The 16,806-nt window shown below is 73.7% G+C and carries 15 protein-coding genes and 1 pseudogene; 6 read left to right on the top strand and 10 right to left on the bottom strand.

The window, feature by feature from the left end:
- Window positions 1–7: 7 nt before the first annotated feature.
- Complete coding sequence (locus ACWEO5_RS21905) at window positions 8–688, bottom strand: response regulator (protein WP_452163965.1); 681 nt, start codon at window positions 686–688, stop codon at window positions 8–10.
- Between the two features lie 185 nt (window positions 689–873).
- Window positions 874–1,401: a hypothetical protein gene (locus tag ACWEO5_RS21900; protein WP_452163964.1), complete on the bottom strand. Its 528-nt coding sequence runs from the start codon at window positions 1,399–1,401 to the stop codon at window positions 874–876.
- 435 nt (window positions 1,402–1,836) lie between these two features.
- Here ACWEO5_RS21900 and ACWEO5_RS21895 point away from each other — a divergent pair, with 435 nt between their 5' ends.
- Entirely contained in the window at window positions 1,837–3,720 is a 1,884-nt protein-coding gene (locus ACWEO5_RS21895; protein WP_452163973.1) for an amino acid transporter, read from the top strand.
- Between the two features lie 20 nt (window positions 3,721–3,740).
- Here ACWEO5_RS21895 and ACWEO5_RS21890 read toward each other — a convergent pair whose 3' ends face one another.
- The 8 genes from ACWEO5_RS21890 to ACWEO5_RS21855 form a co-directional block, all read right to left on the bottom strand.
- Window positions 3,741–4,526: a DUF4232 domain-containing protein gene (locus tag ACWEO5_RS21890; RefSeq protein ID WP_452163963.1), complete on the bottom strand. Its 786-nt coding sequence runs from the start codon at window positions 4,524–4,526 to the stop codon at window positions 3,741–3,743.
- 475 nt (window positions 4,527–5,001) lie between these two features.
- Window positions 5,002–5,532 (bottom strand): GNAT family N-acetyltransferase, encoded by a 531-nt coding sequence (locus ACWEO5_RS21885; protein WP_452163962.1) that lies wholly within the window; start codon window positions 5,530–5,532, stop codon window positions 5,002–5,004.
- Window positions 5,533–5,582: 50 nt separating this feature from the next.
- Entirely contained in the window at window positions 5,583–6,776 is a 1,194-nt protein-coding gene (locus tag ACWEO5_RS21880; RefSeq protein WP_452163961.1) for a DUF5685 family protein, read from the bottom strand.
- Between the two features lie 77 nt (window positions 6,777–6,853).
- Window positions 6,854–7,309, bottom strand: a complete 456-nt coding sequence (locus ACWEO5_RS21875; protein ID WP_452163960.1) for a GNAT family N-acetyltransferase — start codon at window positions 7,307–7,309, stop codon at window positions 6,854–6,856.
- 78 nt (window positions 7,310–7,387) lie between these two features.
- Window positions 7,388–7,768: a DUF6188 family protein gene (locus ACWEO5_RS21870; RefSeq protein ID WP_452163959.1), complete on the bottom strand. Its 381-nt coding sequence runs from the start codon at window positions 7,766–7,768 to the stop codon at window positions 7,388–7,390.
- 159 nt (window positions 7,769–7,927) lie between these two features.
- A complete protein-coding gene (locus tag ACWEO5_RS21865; RefSeq protein ID WP_452163958.1) occupies window positions 7,928–9,001 on the bottom strand; it encodes an NUDIX hydrolase in 1,074 nt (357 codons plus the stop codon).
- Window positions 9,002–9,168: 167 nt separating this feature from the next.
- Window positions 9,169–9,357 (bottom strand): YegP family protein, encoded by a 189-nt coding sequence (locus ACWEO5_RS21860; RefSeq protein ID WP_344557286.1) that lies wholly within the window; start codon window positions 9,355–9,357, stop codon window positions 9,169–9,171.
- Window positions 9,273–9,860 carry a universal stress protein gene (locus tag ACWEO5_RS21855; RefSeq protein WP_452163957.1) on the bottom strand — a complete coding sequence of 196 codons (588 nt, stop codon included), beginning with the start codon at window positions 9,858–9,860 and terminating at the stop codon, window positions 9,273–9,275. The genes ACWEO5_RS21860 and ACWEO5_RS21855 overlap by 85 nt, the downstream gene beginning before the upstream one ends.
- A 234-nt stretch (window positions 9,861–10,094) precedes the next feature.
- On the opposite strand from ACWEO5_RS21855, the gene ACWEO5_RS21850 reads away from it, so the two are divergent.
- The 5 genes and pseudogenes from ACWEO5_RS21850 (at window position 10,095) to kdpB (ending at window position 16,789) form a co-directional block, all read left to right on the top strand.
- On the top strand, window positions 10,095–12,026 hold the full coding sequence (locus ACWEO5_RS21850) for a potassium transporter Kup (protein WP_452163955.1): 1,932 nt from the start codon (window positions 10,095–10,097) through the stop codon (window positions 12,024–12,026).
- Between the two features lie 315 nt (window positions 12,027–12,341).
- Window positions 12,342–12,596: pseudogene (locus ACWEO5_RS21845) on the top strand (DNA-binding protein); the annotation flags it as partial.
- Window positions 12,597–12,943: 347 nt separating this feature from the next.
- Complete coding sequence (gene kdpF, locus ACWEO5_RS21840; RefSeq protein WP_014136735.1) at window positions 12,944–13,033, top strand: K(+)-transporting ATPase subunit F; 90 nt, start codon at window positions 12,944–12,946, stop codon at window positions 13,031–13,033.
- Between the two features lies 1 nt (window position 13,034).
- Window positions 13,035–14,696 (top strand): potassium-transporting ATPase subunit KdpA, encoded by a 1,662-nt coding sequence (kdpA, locus tag ACWEO5_RS21835; protein ID WP_452163954.1) that lies wholly within the window; start codon window positions 13,035–13,037, stop codon window positions 14,694–14,696.
- The gene (gene kdpB, locus ACWEO5_RS21830; RefSeq protein WP_452163953.1) at window positions 14,696–16,789 is read left to right on the top strand and encodes a potassium-transporting ATPase subunit KdpB; all 2,094 of its coding nucleotides are present in this window, start codon (window positions 14,696–14,698) and stop codon (window positions 16,787–16,789) included. Before kdpA ends, kdpB begins: the two co-directional genes overlap by 1 nt.
- Window positions 16,790–16,806 lie beyond the last annotated feature (17 nt).

The following is a 16,806-nucleotide window of genomic DNA, read 5'->3' as shown; positions in this document are numbered from 1 at the left end:
CCCCCGTTCAGTGCCCCCGTTCACCGCCGCCGGGCTGGGCGGCCAGGGTCTGGGTGGCGATCACCGCGGCCTGCACGCGGCGTTCGACGCCGAGCTTGGCGAGCAGCCGCGAGATGTGGTTCTTCACGGTCTTCTCGGCCAGGAACACCCGCTCGCCGATCTGCCGGTTGGTGAGCCCCTCGCCGATCAGCGCCAGGATCTCCCGCTCCCGGTCGGTCAGCTGCGGGAACTCCGGGGCGGGAGCGGGCGCCTCGCCGCGCAGCCGGGCCATCAGCCGGGTCGTCGCGCCCGGGTCGAGCATCGACTGCCCGGAGGCGACCGTGCGGATCGCGGTGACCAGGTCGGTGCCGCTGATCTGCTTGAGCACGTAGCCCGCCGCGCCCGCCATGATCGAGTCGAGCAGCGCCTCCTCGTCGTCGAAGGAGGTGAGCATCAGGCAGGCCAGTTGCGGCATCCGCGAGCGCAGTTCCCGGCAGACCGTCACGCCGTCGCCGTCCGGCAGCCGCATGTCCAGCACCGCGACGTCCGGGCGCAGCGCGGGCACCCGGGCCAGCGCCTGCTCGACCGTCCCGGCCTCGCCGACCACCTGGAGGTCCGGCTCCGAATCCAGCAGGTCGTGCACCCCGCGGCGGACCACCTCGTGGTCGTCCAGCAGGAACACCCTGATTGGCGCCGAACCCTCGGACATGGCAGCAACTCCTCCTCGCAGACCCCTACACCCGGCAGTCTGCCAAACCCCACCCGTCCACCGACAGGGCCACCCGCCCCCGACCCCGTTCCGGACGCGGTCCCGACCGGTCCCCGGCACGGTCCCGACCGGCCCTTGACACTTTCCGCCCGGACGTGCTCGAACCGCTTCCGGTTCCGATCGGCTCAGCGCTCCCCGGCCCCACCCCGCCCCCCACCGTCGCCACCACCACCGTCCCCGCCGTCCGACCAGGGCAGCGCCCGCCCCGACCAGAGCGGCTCCACCCGCCGCCACGAACGCTCCCAGGAGTCCGTCGCCCGCCGCTCCAGCACCCGCAGCCGCCAGCGCAGCCCGAACGCCCCGCCGGCCGCCACCGCCCCGAACGCCAGCAGCCCCAGCACCGCCCGGTCCACCACCCCGTACGGCGCGGTCACCAGGTCCGCCGGGAGCAGCCAGGACGGGAGCAGCCAGGACGGGGCCGACCAGGACGGGAACGCTCGCCCCGGGGCGCACCCGGCCGCCGCCGCACCGGCGACCAGGCCCGCCGCCGAGGTGCAGCACGCCAGGGCGACCGCCCGCCGCCGGGCTCGGTCCACCCCGCGGCGGAGCGGGTTGCACCGCGCGCCCCGGCCCCGCCAGTGGTGCGCCTCCTGACGGCGGTCGAGCCGGCGGCGGGTCAGCAGGCGCACGGACGGGCGGCGCGGGTGGGGCACGCGCGGATTCCTCTCCTCGGCGGCGCGACCGGCCCCCCGTGGGCGGTCGCGCCGCTGGCAGCGTGTCGAAGCCGCGCGGCGCGCGGATAGGGCCGGGCGGTCCCCCCGGCGGGGCCGATGGTCCCGAAACGGGCGAAACGCCACAAGTCGCAGTGCGGGGGCAAACCGTACGCCAACCCCGTCCCAAGGGCCCGTCAACGCCCCGGGACCGGTGCGCCGCTGGGCCGAAGGGTGGGGCTACGCTCCAGCCTGCCCCGGTCGGCGGCGGACGTGACCTACATTGACGTGGGAGTTCGCCCCGCGGGCCGGACCCTCCGGCGGCCCGGGGCGCCCCGCGTCCCGACAGGAGTCAGCACAGTGGTCGATCCCGCCCCCGCGGACGGAGGAACGGCCCGGCAGCGGCTCCGCGCCTGGCTGCTCGAAGGTCTGTCCGACATGGCCAAGCAGCACCCCGGCCCGCACGCCCAGGCCACCGACCAGCAGCACGGCCAGCGCTGGTGGAGGGTGATGTGCCTGACCGGCCTCGACTACTTCTCCACCCTCGGCTACCAGCCCGGCATCGCCGCGCTCGCCGCCGGACTGCTCTCCCCGGTCGCCACCATCGTGCTGGTGCTGGTCACCCTGTGCGGCGCGCTGCCGGTCTACCGCCGGGTCGCCCAGGAGAGTCCGCACGGCGAGGGCTCGATCGCCATGCTGGAGCGGCTGCTGTCGTTCTGGAAGGGCAAGCTGTTCGTCCTCGCACTGCTCGGCTTCGCCGCCACCGACTTCCTGATCACCATCACGCTGTCCGCCGCCGACGCCACCGCCCACCTGGTGGAGAACCCGCACCTGCGCGGCGCGCTCGGCGGCCACCAGGTGCTGATCACCCTGCTGCTGGTCGCCGCCCTCGGCGCGGTCTTCCTCAAGGGCTTCAGCGAGGCCATCGGCGTCGCGGTCGTCCTGGTCGGCGTCTACCTGGCGCTGAACGTGGTGGTGGTCGCCGTCGGCCTGTGGCACGTGGTCAGCGCCCCCTCCCTGGTCACCGACTGGACGCACGCCCTGACCCTGGAGCACGGCAACCCGGTCGCGATGATCGGCGTCGCCCTGGTGGTCTTCCCCAAGCTCGCCCTCGGCCTGTCCGGCTTCGAGACCGGCGTCGCCGTCATGCCGCACATCGAGGGCGACCCGGACGACACCGAGCAGCGCCCCACCGGACGCATCCGCGGCGCCCGCAAGCTGCTCACCACCGCCGCCGTGATCATGAGCTGCTTCCTGATCACCACCAGCTTCATCACCACCCTGCTGATCCCCGCCGACGAGTTCGAGCCCGGCGGCGCCGCCAACGGCCGCGCCCTGGCCTACCTCGCCCACCACTACCTCGGCGGCGCCTTCGGCTCGGTCTACGACCTCTCCACCATCGCCATCCTGTGGTTCGCCGGTGCCTCCGCGATGGCCGGCCTGCTGAACCTGATGCCCCGCTACCTGCCCCGCTACGGCATGGCCCCGCACTGGGCCCGCGCGGTGCGCCCGATGGTGCTGGTGCTCACCGCGATCGCCTTCCTGGTCACCTGGCTGTTCGACGCCAACGTCGACAAGCAGGGCGGCGCGTACGCCACCGGCGTGCTGGTGCTGATCACCTCCGCGGCGATCGCCGTCACCATCGCCGCCCGGGCCGCCCGCCAGCGCGGCTGGACCATCGGCTTCGCGGTGATCGCCGCGGTCTTCCTCTACACCACCGCGATCAACATCGCCGAACGCCCCGACGGCGTCAAGATCGGCGCCTGCTTCATCGCCGGCATCGTGCTGGTCTCGCTCGCCTCCCGGCTCGCCCGCGCCTTCGAACTCCGGGTCACCGACGTGCAGTTGGACGAGGTCGCGGAACGCTTCGTGCGCGACACCGCGCACCGCACGATCCGCTTCATCGCCAACGAACCGGCCGGGCGCGACCTCGCCGAGTACCGCGACAAGGTGCACCAGATCCGCGCCGACAACGACATCCCGGTCGAGGACGACCTGGTCTTCGTCGAGGTCACCGTCCTCGACCCGTCCGACTTCGAAGCCGAACTGCACGTGCGCGGCGAGGTCCTGCACGACCGCTACCGGGTCCTCACCCTGGAGCACTCCAGCATCCCCAACGCGCTCGCCGCGATACTGCTGCACGTGCGCGACACCACCGGCGAACTCCCGCACATCTACTTCGAGTGGACCGAGGGCAGCCCGTTCGCCCAGTTCCTGCGCTTCTTCCTGTTCGGCCAGGGCGAGGTCGCCCCCGTCACCCGCGAGGTGCTCCGCGAGGCCGAACCCGACCGGGGCCGCCGCCCCCGGGTCCACGTCGGCTGACCCCGGCCGGGGCCCGGGTGTCAGGGCCCGACCGGCACCCAGGCCCCGACGCCGAGCTTCCCCGTCGTCCCCAGGTCCAGCTCCGGCGTCACCATCACCGGCGCCGCGCCCGGCGTCGCCCGCACCCGCGCGTACGGGGCGTTCACCGGATCGGACGAGGCGTCGTTCGTGTTGCGCCAGACCAGGGACGAACGGGCCAGGCCGCCCGGCGGGACGGTGAAGCGGCTCGCCGGCGCGTCCGCACCCGTCCCCGTCGCGATCGCCGAACCGCCCTCCAGCGTCCGCACCCCCGGCACCGCGGCGTGCGCCTCGTCCAGCACCTCCACCTGCGGGAACCCGTCCAGCACGACGTCCTTCGTCCCGCAGTTCTCCAGGTGCAGCCCCACCACCCGCAGCCCCATCGCCGCGTCCCCCCGGTCCGCGTACACCCGCACCCCCGAGGCCGGGCACGCCCCGCCCTCCGACGGCGCCTCGGCCGTCGGCACGCTGCGCACCTTGACCACCTTCACCCCGGGAACCGGACGGGCCGCACCGGACGGGCCCGAGGAACCCGGCGCGGCGCTCACCAGCGAGTCCGGCCGCACCGGGCCGGTCGGGACGCCGCCCGTCGGCCGGTCCGGTTCCACCGGGCCGCCGGTCAGCTGGACCCGCCCCCGCGCCGACGCCCCCGGGGCCAGCGCCCGCTGCGTCACCGACGGGTCCACCGACAGCCGCCCCCCGCTGCCCGACCAGCCGAACAGCACCGTCACGTCAGCGGGTTCGGAGCCCCGGTTGGTCACCTCGTACTCCAGGCAGTCCGCGCTCACCGCGACGATCCGCACCGGGTCCCGCACCCACCCCGCCGGCGCCGCCGTCGGCGCCACCCCGCACGGCCCCGCGCTCCCCGAAGCCGAAGCCGCCGCCGTCCCGCCGCCGGGCCCCGCGGCCGACCCGCAGCCCGCCACCGCCCCCGCCGCGACCACGACGCCCACACCCACCCGAACCGCCCGCATCAGAACCATTCGGAGAGTCGACCACGAACCGCCCCCGCCGACCGTGACCCGGATCACATCCGGTGCAACAGCCCTGCAACGGTCGCGAACCGCGCCCCTGCCGGACCCGGCCGCACCGGGGCCAACTCGCCCGCCCGGAGCGGCTTCCGGGGATCCGGGGTCGGCGGCAGGTGCGGCGACCGCCCGCCACGGCCCACCAACGGCCTTGCCAGGAAGGCGACTTGTCCAACACCCGGCAGCTGCGCGGGAGTTCGCGGCCGCCCCGAGTGCCCGGGCCGGGCCGCCCGGCTCAGAACGGCAGCGAGTGCAGCCGCACCGTCCCGTCCCCGGGCCAGCGGGCCCCCGGCGCCAAGCCGGTCCACATCGCCCCGAGCCGGACGGCCTGCGGCCCCGCCGGCTGTTCGGCCGTCACCGGGCCCGGCAGCGCCGTCCACCCCAGGTGCGCGTACAGCGGGGCCCGGTCCGGCAGGCAGAACAGCATCGCGTACCCGAGCCCGTCGGCCCGCGCCGCGTCCAGCGCCGCCGCGACGACGGCCCGGGCCAGCCCGTGACCGCGCCAGCGCGGCGCGACCAGCACCCCGCCGATCCCCGCCACCTCGAAGCGCCGCCCGCCGGCCTCGACCGGCGCCACCACGGACCCGGCGTGCGCCACCGGCCGGCCGTCCAGGAGCACCCCGAAGTGCCGGTCCTTCGGCCGCCAACTGCCCCCGACCGCCGCCACCTCGAACGGGTCCTCCGACTCGCCCAGCTCCTGCAGCGCGGGCCAGCCGCCCCACTGCGCCAGCTCGGTCGCCGCCGGGAAGTCCGGTCGATCCGCCACCGCCACCACCCTCCGCTCCCGCTCGGTCCGTTCCCCGTTCCGCCCCGGGGTCAGCAGTCGCAGCCGCAGTCGCAGCCGTCGCAGCCGCAACTGCTGCAGCACCCGTCGTCCCCGCAGCAGTCGCAGCAGTTGCTGCAGCACTCGCACCCGTCGCAGCAGTCGCAGCCGTTGCGCTGGCAGAAGCCCTCGCGCCGCTCGCGGGTGAACGGGTCGTCGTGGCTGCAGCACAGCAACTGGCAGGTGCAGGCCATCGCCGCCCACACCGCGCAGCCCGGGATCAGCGAACGCGGCTGCTTCGGCTTCCCGTAGTCGTGCGAGTGGTCCGGGGACGACGGGGCGTGGGGATCGGTGCCGGGCGGGGAGGTGCCGGCGTTGGCGCAGGCGTGGTGGCCGCGGCGCCCGAAGACCCGGTCCACGGCCTCGCCGGTCTCGTGCGCGAGCAGCCGGTGGACGAGGGCGCGGTCGGTGAACTCCACCTCGTCGAGCGCGAGCCGGATGCCGTGGACGGCGTCCCGGCAGAGGCGCTCGGCCTCGTCCTGGGGCGTGCCGGTGACGGTGAGCGGGTTCCACAGCCCGCGGGCCTCGTCGTCCGCGCGGTCCTCGGCGGCGTCCAGCAGGTGGGCGAGGCGGCCGAAGAGGCGTCCGGCTTCGGCGAGCGCGTCGGCGTTGCGGGGGCGTCCGGCGAGGACGGCGGTGTGGGCGAAGGCGGCGGCGGTGGCCTCCTCGGTGGGCGCGGTGGCCAGCAGCAGCGGTCCGCCCGCGCTGACGGCCGACTCGGCGGCCTCCTGCCGCCCGGCGGCGGCCAGCAGGACGCCGGTGTCGAAGCCGACGACGGCGGCGCTGCCCGCGCTCTGCCGGTCCCAGCGCCGGGTGACCCGGCGGGCCCCGGCGGCGACGGTGCGGCGGGCGAACAGCCCGTCACCGTCCTGGACGTGGTCGCGGACCTTCACCGAGGCCAGCGCCAGCGACACCGCCGCCGCCAGGCGGGCGCCCTCACCGCGGGCGACGGGCGCGCTGCGCATGCCGCGCAGCGGGCACGGCCCGGCGGTGCGGCGGTCCGCGGCCTTCGGGGACTGGGCTTCGACCAGGACGGATATCACCAGGCCGTCGTAGTTGGTGGCCGTCCGCGCCAACTGCCCGTGGTCGTCGCGCAGCGCGAGGCACAGCCCGCACAGGTGGGCCATCCAGGAGGCGTGCAGCCGCTCCGAGAGCCGGTGCCGACACGGCCTGATGATTCCGAACACGCCCTGCCCCTTTTCCTGCCGAGATCCCGGTCATCCTACTGACGCCGTGGTCGCGGGCGGGGTTCCGTCCCCCCGGCTCAGCGGTGGTCCGGCAGGTCCAGCGAGAAGTGGAAGGCCACCACCGACATCCGCCGCGCGTGGTAGAAGCGGTGCGCGCCCTGGTTGACCACGCCGGAGTCCAACTCCACGCGCACGCAGCCGGCCCGGGCCGCCCGCTGCTCCAGTTCGCCCATCAGCCAGGCGCCGACGCCGCCGGAGCGGAGCGCCGGACCGGTCACCAGGTCGTCGACGAAGAGTATCCGCCCCCGGCTGGTCGCCAGTGTCCGGTGCGTCGCCACGGCCACGCAACGGCCCTTCCCGGACGGCGCGTCGTCGTACGCGGCGGTGAACACCAGGCCCTGGCCCGCCGCTTCGGCGGCGAACGCGGCGAAACCGGGACCGCTCAGGGCGGGGCGCAGGGCCCGGATCAGCGGCTCAACGTCCCGGTACAGGGCCGGACTCGGGACGTCCACGTCCCGTGCGAGCAGTTCCATCCGGTCATTGTTCACCGCGCCGGCCGGCCGCCGCATCCGGGTATCCGGTACCCGGATGCGGCGGCCGGCCCTCCGCGCTCAGGGGGTGAACGAGCCGTCCGGGCCGCCGGTGCACAGCAGCCCGGCGGGGGAGGAGAGTTGCCACGGGTGCGCCGGGCCGCCGGGGGCCGGGTCGGGGGCGACGGCCAGCACGTGGCCGGTGTCGAAGGCGAGCTGCAGGCCGCCCGCCGGGGTGACGGTGGCCGCGGTGATGGCGGCGTCCGCGAGCCGGCCGAGCGCACCGGTGGGGGACAGGCCCAGCGCGGGGTAGAAGTGCTCGACCTCCGTGCCGTGCCGCAGCCGGAAGTCGTTCTCCACCGTCAGCAGCAACTCGCCGTCCAGGCGCAGCACCAGCCGGTTGCCGCCGCCGAGCGACCGCACCGCGCGACCGTCCAGTTCGGACCCGATCGACCGTGCCATCCCGTGCCTCCCGATCTTCGCGCCGCACCGGCGGACACCGTCCCGACCTGCCCATTCATACCCGCCCGGGGCCCCGGTACCCGCCGCGAACCGCCGGGCGGACGCCGGGAACGGGCACCGGGCCCGGCGGACCCGCTGGGCCCGGCGTGCGCGGTCGGTTCAGCGGACGGCGACCGGCGGCGCGCCGTTCACCAACTCGGCCGGTCCGGCGGCCGGCGGCAGCGCGCGCACTGCCAGGCAGGCCGCCAGCCGGCCCGCCGCGGGCGGGGTCAGCACCCGGGCGGCCTCCCGCGGGGCGAACAGCCGCCACTCGGCGATCTCCTCCTCCTGGAGGCGGACCGCCGCCAGCAGCTCCGGCCCGGCCGTCCCGCCGTCGTACACCAGCGACAGGTGCGGCGGGTCCCACGGGTGGACGGTCACCCAGTCGATGCCCAGCAGCCGCCCCGGCTCGCGCTCCCAGCCCAGTTCCTCCAGGGCCTCCCGGCGGGCGCCCGCCCGGGGCAACTCCCGGTCCGCCTCGACCGACCCGCCGGGCAGCACCCACGGCGCCTCGCCCCGCCACGGCTTCAGCCGCACCAGCAGCACCCGCCCGTCCGGGTCGGTGAACAGCATCCGGGCCTTGGCCCGGACCTTGGGGCGGCTGGCGTAGTACGCCTGCTTGCCCAGCGGCGGGGGCGGCGCCTGGAGCCCGGCACCCGGCGGCAGCAGGCCCGCCAGGACGGCCGCGCCCAGGTACGCGGGGGCCGGGCGGGGCGGCAGGTGCAGGACGGAGTGGCCGACGGGCAGGCCGTCCGCGAGCTCCAGCGGCGCGGCCGAGCGCGGCGCCCGCAGGCAGGCGCCCATCCGGCGCGACAGCAGCGGCGGCACGGCCGACAGCAGCAGGTCGGCGGGCAGGTGGACCATCGCGTCCAGCTCCGCCGCCTCCAGCCGGACCGCCGCCCGCTGCTCGTCGGTCAGCGGCTCGGCCCAGTACAGGAAGGCCGCGATCGGGGGCCGGTCGTGGTCCACCGACCAGTCCAGGCAGGCGAGTTCGCGCAACACCGGGGTGACGCCCAGCTCCTCGCGGATCTCCCGCACGGCGGTGTGCCGGGGCGAGGGGTCCGCCCGATCCCAGCCGCCGCCGGGCACCGCGATCGGGTGCTTGGCCCGGTACGAGTTCCGCACCACCAGCACCCGCCCGTCCCGGTCGGGGAACAGCACCCCCGCCGCCGCCATGATCTCCCGCCCGCCCACCGCAACCCCCTGTCCGCGCGCCGTCCTCCCCGCCAGCATGCCCGACCCCCGGCCCGCCACCCCGCAACGGCGACGAGCCCGCGCCGGACCCCTCGGTCCGGCACGGGCTCGCACCCCCGGCGCGACCCGGCCCGTCGGGGCCCGGCCCGGCCGGTGCGGCGCCGCCGTCAGGCGTTGACCGGAGCCTCCAGCAACTGCGCGTACGGCGCGAGCTTGCGGATCGACTCGATGTTCTTCAGGCACTGCTCGCGGGACTCCTCCGGCTCGCCGGTCACCACGACCGAACCGTTGCTCGCCTTGAGCCGGAAGCGGTGGTTGCCCGACTCGTCCACGTACAGCTCGAACTTCCCAGCCATCGAAACGCACACCTTTCGTTGGGTACCCCCTCGACGGCCAACGTAGGGTCAACTCCCGCCCCGCGCCTCCCGGGTGTGCCGTTCGAGGGTGTGACCACCAGGACGGGGCAGTGGGCGTGCGCCCGGCAGTAGCGGGTGACCGAGCCGGCCGGCGCCCGCCGGAGCGTGCGGTGGCCGCCCGTGCCGACCACCAGCAGGTCGTCGGGGCCGTCGGCGGCCGCGACCAGGGCGGGTCCGGCGTCGCCGCGCACGATCAGCGGGTGGATCAGGAGATCCGGGGGGTAGCCGGCGAAGGTCCGTGCGAAGGCGGTGTCCATCCGGCGGCGGGCGGCGTGTTCCAGTTCGGAGAGCGGCCGGGGCCCCTCCTGCCGGCTGGGTTCCCACGCGGTCAGGGGAACGAGCACCGCGCCGCGCCGCTCCGCCTCCCGCACGCCGTGCTGCAGGGCCGCCGTTCCGCCGAGCGTTCCGCAGACGCCGACGACGACCCGGGGTGCCCGGTCCATGTCCTTCGCCTCTTTCCGAGCGGTTCCTCTTCTCCTTCCAGTGGACTGCGGAAATCGCCGCAAGTGATGCCCGCCGACGGGCGAGGGGGCGTTCTTCACGGTTTCTTGACGTCCGGGTGCGGGACCGGTCCGTCGGCGGGGTAGGCGGCCGGGCGGCACCGAGCTGTCGTACTTTCGGATCCACTCGGTTCTTGATCGGTGACGGCGGAAGACGAGCGAAGGAAGGCGGTCAGCATGACCGATCAGGGTTCCCCGGTCCTCCACCCGGCGGTGAAGGGCCCCGCGCGCCTGGCGCTGATGGTCGGGGCGCTGGGGGTGGTGTTCGGTGACATCGGGACCAGCCCGATCTACACCCTGCAGACGGTGTTCAACCCGGACGACCCGCACCCGGTGCCGGTGAGCACGGACAACGTGTACGGCGTGGTGTCGCTGGTGTTCTGGTCGGTGGTGGTCGTCGTGCTGGTCACCTACGTGCTGCTGGCGATGCGCGCCGACAACGAGGGCGAGGGCGGCATCATGGCGCTGATCACCCTGATCCGGCGCTCGGGAGCCAGGGCCGGGCGGAAGGCGACGGCCGTGCTGACCGTGTTGGGCATCTTCGGCGCGGCGCTGTTCTTCGGCGACAGCATGATCACCCCGGCGATCTCGGTGCTCTCCGCGGTGGAGGGCCTGGAGGTCGTCCAGCCCTCGCTCAAGGAGGCGGTGGTGCCGCTGACGGCCGGCATCCTGGTGCTGCTGTTCCTCGCGCAGCGCCGGGGCACGGCAGCCGTCGGGCGGGTGTTCGGGCCGGTGATGATCCTGTGGTTCACCGTGGTCGGGGCGTTCGGGGTGCGCGGCATCACCGAGCGCCCGCAGATCCTGCGGGCGCTGTCGCCCACCTACGCGCTCGGTTTCTTCGTCGGGCACTTCGGGACGGCGTTCTTCGCGCTCGCCGCCGTCGTCCTCGCGGTCACCGGCGCGGAGGCGCTCTACGCCGACATGGGGCACTTCGGCCGCCCCGCGATCACCCGAGGCTGGCTGTTCCTGGTCTTCCCCGCCTGCATCCTCAGCTACCTGGGGCAGGGCGCGCTGATCCTGGACGACCCGGCGAACATCAGCAGCCCGTTCTTCCTCCTGGCCCCCGGCTGGGCCCGCTGGCCGATCGTGCTGCTGGCCACCGCCGCCACCGTGATCGCCTCGCAGGCCGTGATCACCGGCGCGTACTCGGTCACCTCCCAGGCCGCCCGGCTCGGCTACCTGCCGCGCCTGCGGATCGCGCACACCTCGGAGTCGACCATCGGCCAGATCTACGTGCCGTGGATCAACTGGCTGCTGATGGTCTCCGTCCTCACCCTGGTCCTCGCCTTCCGCAGCTCCGCCGCCCTGGCCTTCGCCTTCGGCATGGCCGTCACCGGCACGATCACCATCACCACCCTGCTGTTCTTCCACCTGGCCCGCACCCGCTGGCGCACCCCGCGCTGGCTGCTGGCCACCGGCGCGGGCGTGCTGCTCACCGTCGACCTGCTGTTCGTGGCGGCGAACGCCACCAAGTTCTTCCACGGCGCGTGGCTGCCGCTGCTGATCGGCCTGGCCGTGTTCACCGTGATGACGACCTGGCAGCACGGCCGGCGGACCGTCACCGCCGAACGTGAACGGCAGGAGGGCCCGTTGCGGGAGTTCGTGGACCAGTTGCACAGCGGGCAGGTGTCGGCCGCCTTGGTCCCCGGCACTGCGGTCTTCCTCAACCGGGGCAAGGAGACCACCCCGTTGGCGCTGCGCGCCAACGTCGAGCACAACCACGTCCGCCACGCCCAGTCGGTGATCCTGTCGATCAGCACCGAGCCGGTGCCGCGCGTCCCGGTCGAGGAGCGGTGCGCGGTCGACGCCCTCGGCTACGGCGAGGACGGGATCGTCCACGTCACCGCCAGGTACGGCTACATGGAGACCCCGGACGTCCCGGCCACGCTGGCGCTGCTCGATCCGGCCGACACCGAAGGAGTGCTGGACCTCGACCGGGCCTCGTACTTCCTGTCGAAGATCGAACTGCGCCGGGGGAAGCAGCCGACGATGGCGTCCTGGCGCAAGCGGCTGTTCATCGCCACCTCCTACATCACCGCCGACGCCGCCGAGCACTTCGGCCTGCCCCGGGACCGGACGGTGATCATGGGCTCGCACATCGAGGTGTGAAGGGGTGAGGGTGCACCGCCGCACCGGCGCGGTGGTCGGCCGGCTGCGGCTGAGGGCCTGAACGCGGTCGGCCCGTTCGAACGGTCCACGATCTTTCATGGCTGCTCTGACCTGCGCAAACGCATGGGGAAAGCCGTGGGGCTGTGCGCGGCCGCACCGATGGCGGTCGTGGTGATGTCCTACCGGCAGGTGGTGCACGCCTACCCGTCCGGCGGCGGGTCGTACGAGGTGGTGTCCGAGAACCTCGGCGCGAACTCGGGCCTGGTGGTGGCGGCCTCGCTGCTGGTCGACTACGTGATGACGGTCGCGGTGTCGGTCGCCTCGATCCTGGCCGAACACCGCTACCTGCCCCGGCAGATGCACACCCGGGGCGACCGGCTGGCCTTCTCCGACGGCATCATCGCGCTCGCCGTGGTGGCCGGCGGACTGCTCTGGTTCTACCGGGCGGACGTCACCAGCCTGATCCACCTGTACATCCTGGGCGTCTTCACCTCCTTCACGCTCTCCCGGATCGGCATGGTCCGGCACTGGAACCGCACGCTCGCCACCGAGACCGACCCGGCGGTGCGCGGCGCCGCCCAGCGCTCTGCGCGCCCTCGGCCACGCCCACGGGGCCGAGCTCAGGCCCCGGCCCGCACGGCGCGGGCGTCGCGCACGACGCGGGCGTCAAGGCCGCGTCAAGGTCGCCCGTCCGCCCGTATGGAGGGCGTCAGGGAACCGGGAACGGCGCTGACCGGCTGGTTCGCTGCTCTTGCCGGTCCTTCACCGGCCCCGCCCGGAGCGTCCGCGGACCTCCGGCGGTGACAGCCCCCTCGACCAGTTGGTGGAGCGACAGCCATGCTCGATCTCGTCTTCGTCGGTGTCACGGTCGCCGTGTTCGCCGTCATCGCCCTCATCGCGAAGGGGGTCGAGAAGCTGTGAGCGCCGAACACATAGCGGGTCTCCTCGTCGCCGCCGCACTCGTCGGCTACCTCGTCCTCGCGCTGATCCACCCGGAGAAGTTCTGACATGGGTGCCACTCTCGCCGGGTGGTTGCAGGTGCTCGCGCTGGTCGGCGCACTCGCCCTGTGCCACCGCCCGCTGGGCGACCACATCGCCCACCTGCTCACCTCCGCCAGGCACCTCCGAGCGGAGCGGGCGCTGTACCGGGCGGTCGGCGTCGACGGTGACGCCGACCAGCGCTGGCCGGTCTACCTGCGCTCGGTGCTGGCGTTCTCCGCGCTGTCGGTGCTGTTCCTGTACGGGCTGATCCGGCTGCAGACCCACCTGCTGCTCAGCCTGGGCGTGCCCGAGATGGCGCCGCACCAGGCGTGGAACACCGCGATCTCCTTCACCACCAACACCAACTGGCAGTCGTACAGCGGCGAGTCGGCGATGGGCCACCTGGTCCAGACGGCCGGCCTCGCGGTGCAGAACTTCGTCTCGGCGGCGGTCGGCATCGCGGTGGTCGCGGCACTGATCCGCGGCTTCACCCGCCACCGCACCGACCGGGTCGGCAACTTCTGGGTCGACCTCACCCGCGTCGTGCTGCGCCTGCTGCTGCCGATCTCGATCGTCTTCGCCCTCGTGCTGGCCGCCAACGGCGTGATCCAGAACTTCCACGGCTTCGAGCAGGTGACCACCCTGACCGGCGGTCAGCAGTCGATCCCGGGCGGGCCGGTGGCCTCGCAGGAGGTCATCAAGCTGCTGGGCACCAACGGCGGCGGCTTCTACAACGCCAACTCGGCGCACCCGTTCGAGAACCCGACCGGTCTCACCAACCTGCTGGAGGTCTTCCTGCTGCTGGTGATCCCGTTCGCGCTGCCGCGCACCTTCGGCAAGATGGTCGGCGACCACCGCCAGGGCTACGCGATCGTCGCGGTGATGGGCCTGTTCTGGGCGGCCTCGGCGGCGCTGATCACCTTCTTCGAGCACCAGCACGCCGGCAGCGCGCTGCAGGCGGCCGGGGCGGCGATGGAGGGCAAGGAGCAGCGCTTCGGCGTCGCGGCCTCCGGCCTGTTCGCGGCGTCCACCACGCTGACCTCGACCGGTGCGGTGAACTCCTTCCACGACTCGTTCACGCCGCTGGGCGGCGGGCTGACGGTGTTCAACATGATGCTCGGCGAGATCGCGCCCGGCGGCACCGGCTCCGGCCTGTACGGGATGCTGGTCCTCGCGGTCGTCGCCGTCTTCGTGGCGGGCCTGATGGTCGGCCGCACCCCCGAGTACCTGGGCAAGAAGCTCGGCGGCCGGGAGATGAAGTTCGCCTCGCTCTACATCCTCACCACCCCCGCCCTGGTACTGATCGGCACGGGTGTCGCGACGGCCCTGCCCGGCGAGCGGGCCGGGATGCTCAACTCCGGTGCGCACGGCTTCTCCGAGGTGCTGTACGCGTTCACCTCCGCGAGCAACAACAACGGATCGGCGTTCGCCGGCATCACGGTCAACACGCCCTGGTACGACACGGCGCTGGGCCTGTGCATGGTGCTCGGCCGGTTCCTGCCGGTGGTGTTCGTCCTGGCGCTGGCGGGTTCGCTCGCCCGGCAGCAGCCGGTGCCCGCGAGCGCGGGCACCCTGCCCACCCACAAGCCCCTGTTCGTCGGCCTGCTGTCGAGCGTCGTCCTGATCGTCGTCGGCCTCACCTACTTCCCGGCCCTTGCCCTCGGGCCGCTCGCGGAAGGTCTCCACTGATGTCCAGCACCCTCGTCCCCGCACCGGCCGAGCAGGGCGGCACGCCGCACGGAGCGCGGTCCGGCCTGCTCGACCCGAAGCTGATCGCCAAGTCCCTGCCCGACGCGGTGAGGAAGCTCGACCCCCGCGTCATGGTGAAGAACCCGGTGATGTTCGTGGTCGAGGTCGGCTCGGTCGTCACCACGATCTCGGCCCTCGCTTCGCCCTCGGTGTTCGCCTGGTCGATCACCGTCTGGCTGTGGCTCACCACGGTCTTCGCCAACCTCGCCGAGGCCGTCGCCGAGGGCCGCGGCAAGGCCCAGGCCGACACCCTGCGCAGGACCAGGACCGAGTCCGTCGCCCGGCGCCTCGTCGACTGGCCCGCCTCGCCGGCCGAGGAGGAGGTGCCCGGCACCGCGCTGCGGCTCGGCGACCACGTCGTCGTGGAGGCCGGGCAGACCATCCCCGGTGACGGCGACGTGGTCGAGGGCGTCGCGTCCGTCGACGAGTCGGCCATCACCGGCGAGTCCGCGCCGGTGATCCGCGAGTCCGGCGGCGACCGCTCCGCGGTCACCGGCGGCACCAAGGTGCTCTCGGACCGGATCGTGGTGAAGATCGCCTCGGAGCCCGGCAAGTCCTTCATCGACCGCATGATCGCCCTGGTGGAGGGCGCCGCGCGGCAGAAGACGCCGAACGAGATCGCGCTGAACATCCTGCTGGCGTCGCTGACGGTCGTGTTCCTGGTCGCCGTGGTGACCCTGCAGCCGATGGCCGCCCACGCGGGCGCGCCGCAGTCGATGATCGTGCTGGTGGCGCTGATCGTGGCGCTGATCCCGACGACGATCGGCGCGCTGCTCTCGGCGATCGGCATCGCGGGCATGGACCGCCTCGTGCAGCGCAACGTGCTGGCGATGTCCGGCCGGGCGGTGGAGGCGGCGGGCGACGTCAACACGCTGCTGCTCGACAAGACCGGCACCATCACCCTCGGCAACCGGCAGGCCGCCGAGTTCCGGCCCGCCGAGGGCGTCACCGCGGACGAGCTGGCCGACGCCGCCCAGCTCTCCTCGCTCGCCGACGAGACCCCCGAGGGCCGCTCGATCGTCGTCCTCGCCAAGACCGGATACGGCCTGCGGGCCCGCGCCCGGGGCGAGTTGGCGCACGCCACCTGGGTGCCGTTCACCGCGCAGACCCGGATGTCGGGCGTCGACCTGGACGGGCGGCAGGTCCGCAAGGGCGCGGCCGCTTCGGTCGCCAACTGGGTGACCGGGCACGGCGGTTCGGTCGGTGAGGACGTGGCCGCGCTGGTCGACGGGATCGCCGCGGCCGGCGGCACCCCGCTGGTGGTGGCCGAGCGCGAGGCCGCGGGCGCACCGCGCGTCCTCGGCGTCATCCACCTCAAGGACGTGGTGAAGGAGGGCATGCGCGAACGCTTCGACGAGCTGCGGCGGATGGGCATCAAGACCGTCATGATCACCGGCGACAACCCGCTGACCGCCAGGGCGATCGCGGAGGAGGCGGGCGTGGACGACTTCCTCGCCGAGGCCACCCCCGAGGACAAGATGGCCCTGATCAAGAAGGAGCAGGAGGGCGGCAAGCTGGTCGCGATGACCGGCGACGGCACCAACGACGCCCCGGCGCTGGCCCAGGCGGACGTGGGCGTGGCGATGAACACCGGCACCATGGCGGCCAAGGAGGCCGGGAACATGGTCGACCTGGACTCCAACCCCACCAAGCTGATCGAGATCGTCGAGATCGGCAAGCAACTGCTCATCACCCGGGGCGCGTTGACGACCTTCTCGATCGCCAACGACGTCGCCAAGTACTTCGCGATCATCCCGGCGATGTTCGCGGGCGTGTACCCGGGGCTGCGCCACCTGAACATCATGGGTCTGCACAGCCCCACCTCCGCGATCACCTCCGCGATCGTCTTCAACGCCCTGGTCATCGTCGGCCTCATCCCGCTCGCCCTGCGCGGCGTCAAGTACCGTCCCGGCGACGCGAGTTCGCTGCTCGCCCGCAACATCGGGATCTACGGGATCGGCGGCCTGATCGTGCCCTTCGTCGGCATCAAGGCGATCGACCTGATCGTCCGGTTCATTCCCGGCCTGAGCTGAGAGAGGCCAGAATCCCC

The sequence above is a fragment of the Kitasatospora sp. NPDC004272 genome, assembly GCF_053603035.1.
The sequence above is the reverse complement of the archived record's forward strand: the minus strand, read 5'-3'. Positions and strand labels throughout refer to the sequence as shown.

What these genes read in the sequence shown, in the direction of transcription:
- ACWEO5_RS21875 (WP_452163960.1), bottom strand. Translation starts at nt 7,309, where the DNA reads ATGGAACTGCTCGCACGGGACGTGGACGTCCCGAGTCCGGCCCTGTAC.
- ACWEO5_RS21860 (WP_344557286.1), bottom strand. Translation starts at nt 9,357, where the DNA reads ATGGCTGGGAAGTTCGAGCTGTACGTGGACGAGTCGGGCAACCACCGC.
- ACWEO5_RS21870 (WP_452163959.1), bottom strand. Translation starts at nt 7,768, where the DNA reads ATGGCACGGTCGATCGGGTCCGAACTGGACGGTCGCGCGGTGCGGTCG.
- kdpB (WP_452163953.1), top strand. Translation starts at nt 14,696, where the DNA reads ATGTCCAGCACCCTCGTCCCCGCACCGGCCGAGCAGGGCGGCACGCCG.
- ACWEO5_RS21905 (WP_452163965.1), bottom strand. Translation starts at nt 688, where the DNA reads ATGTCCGAGGGTTCGGCGCCAATCAGGGTGTTCCTGCTGGACGACCAC.
- ACWEO5_RS21895 (WP_452163973.1), top strand. Translation starts at nt 1,837, where the DNA reads ATGGCCAAGCAGCACCCCGGCCCGCACGCCCAGGCCACCGACCAGCAG.
- ACWEO5_RS21855 (WP_452163957.1), bottom strand. Translation starts at nt 9,860, where the DNA reads ATGGACCGGGCACCCCGGGTCGTCGTCGGCGTCTGCGGAACGCTCGGC.
- kdpA (WP_452163954.1), top strand. Translation starts at nt 13,035, where the DNA reads ATGGGTGCCACTCTCGCCGGGTGGTTGCAGGTGCTCGCGCTGGTCGGC.
- ACWEO5_RS21850 (WP_452163955.1), top strand. Translation starts at nt 10,095, where the DNA reads ATGACCGATCAGGGTTCCCCGGTCCTCCACCCGGCGGTGAAGGGCCCC.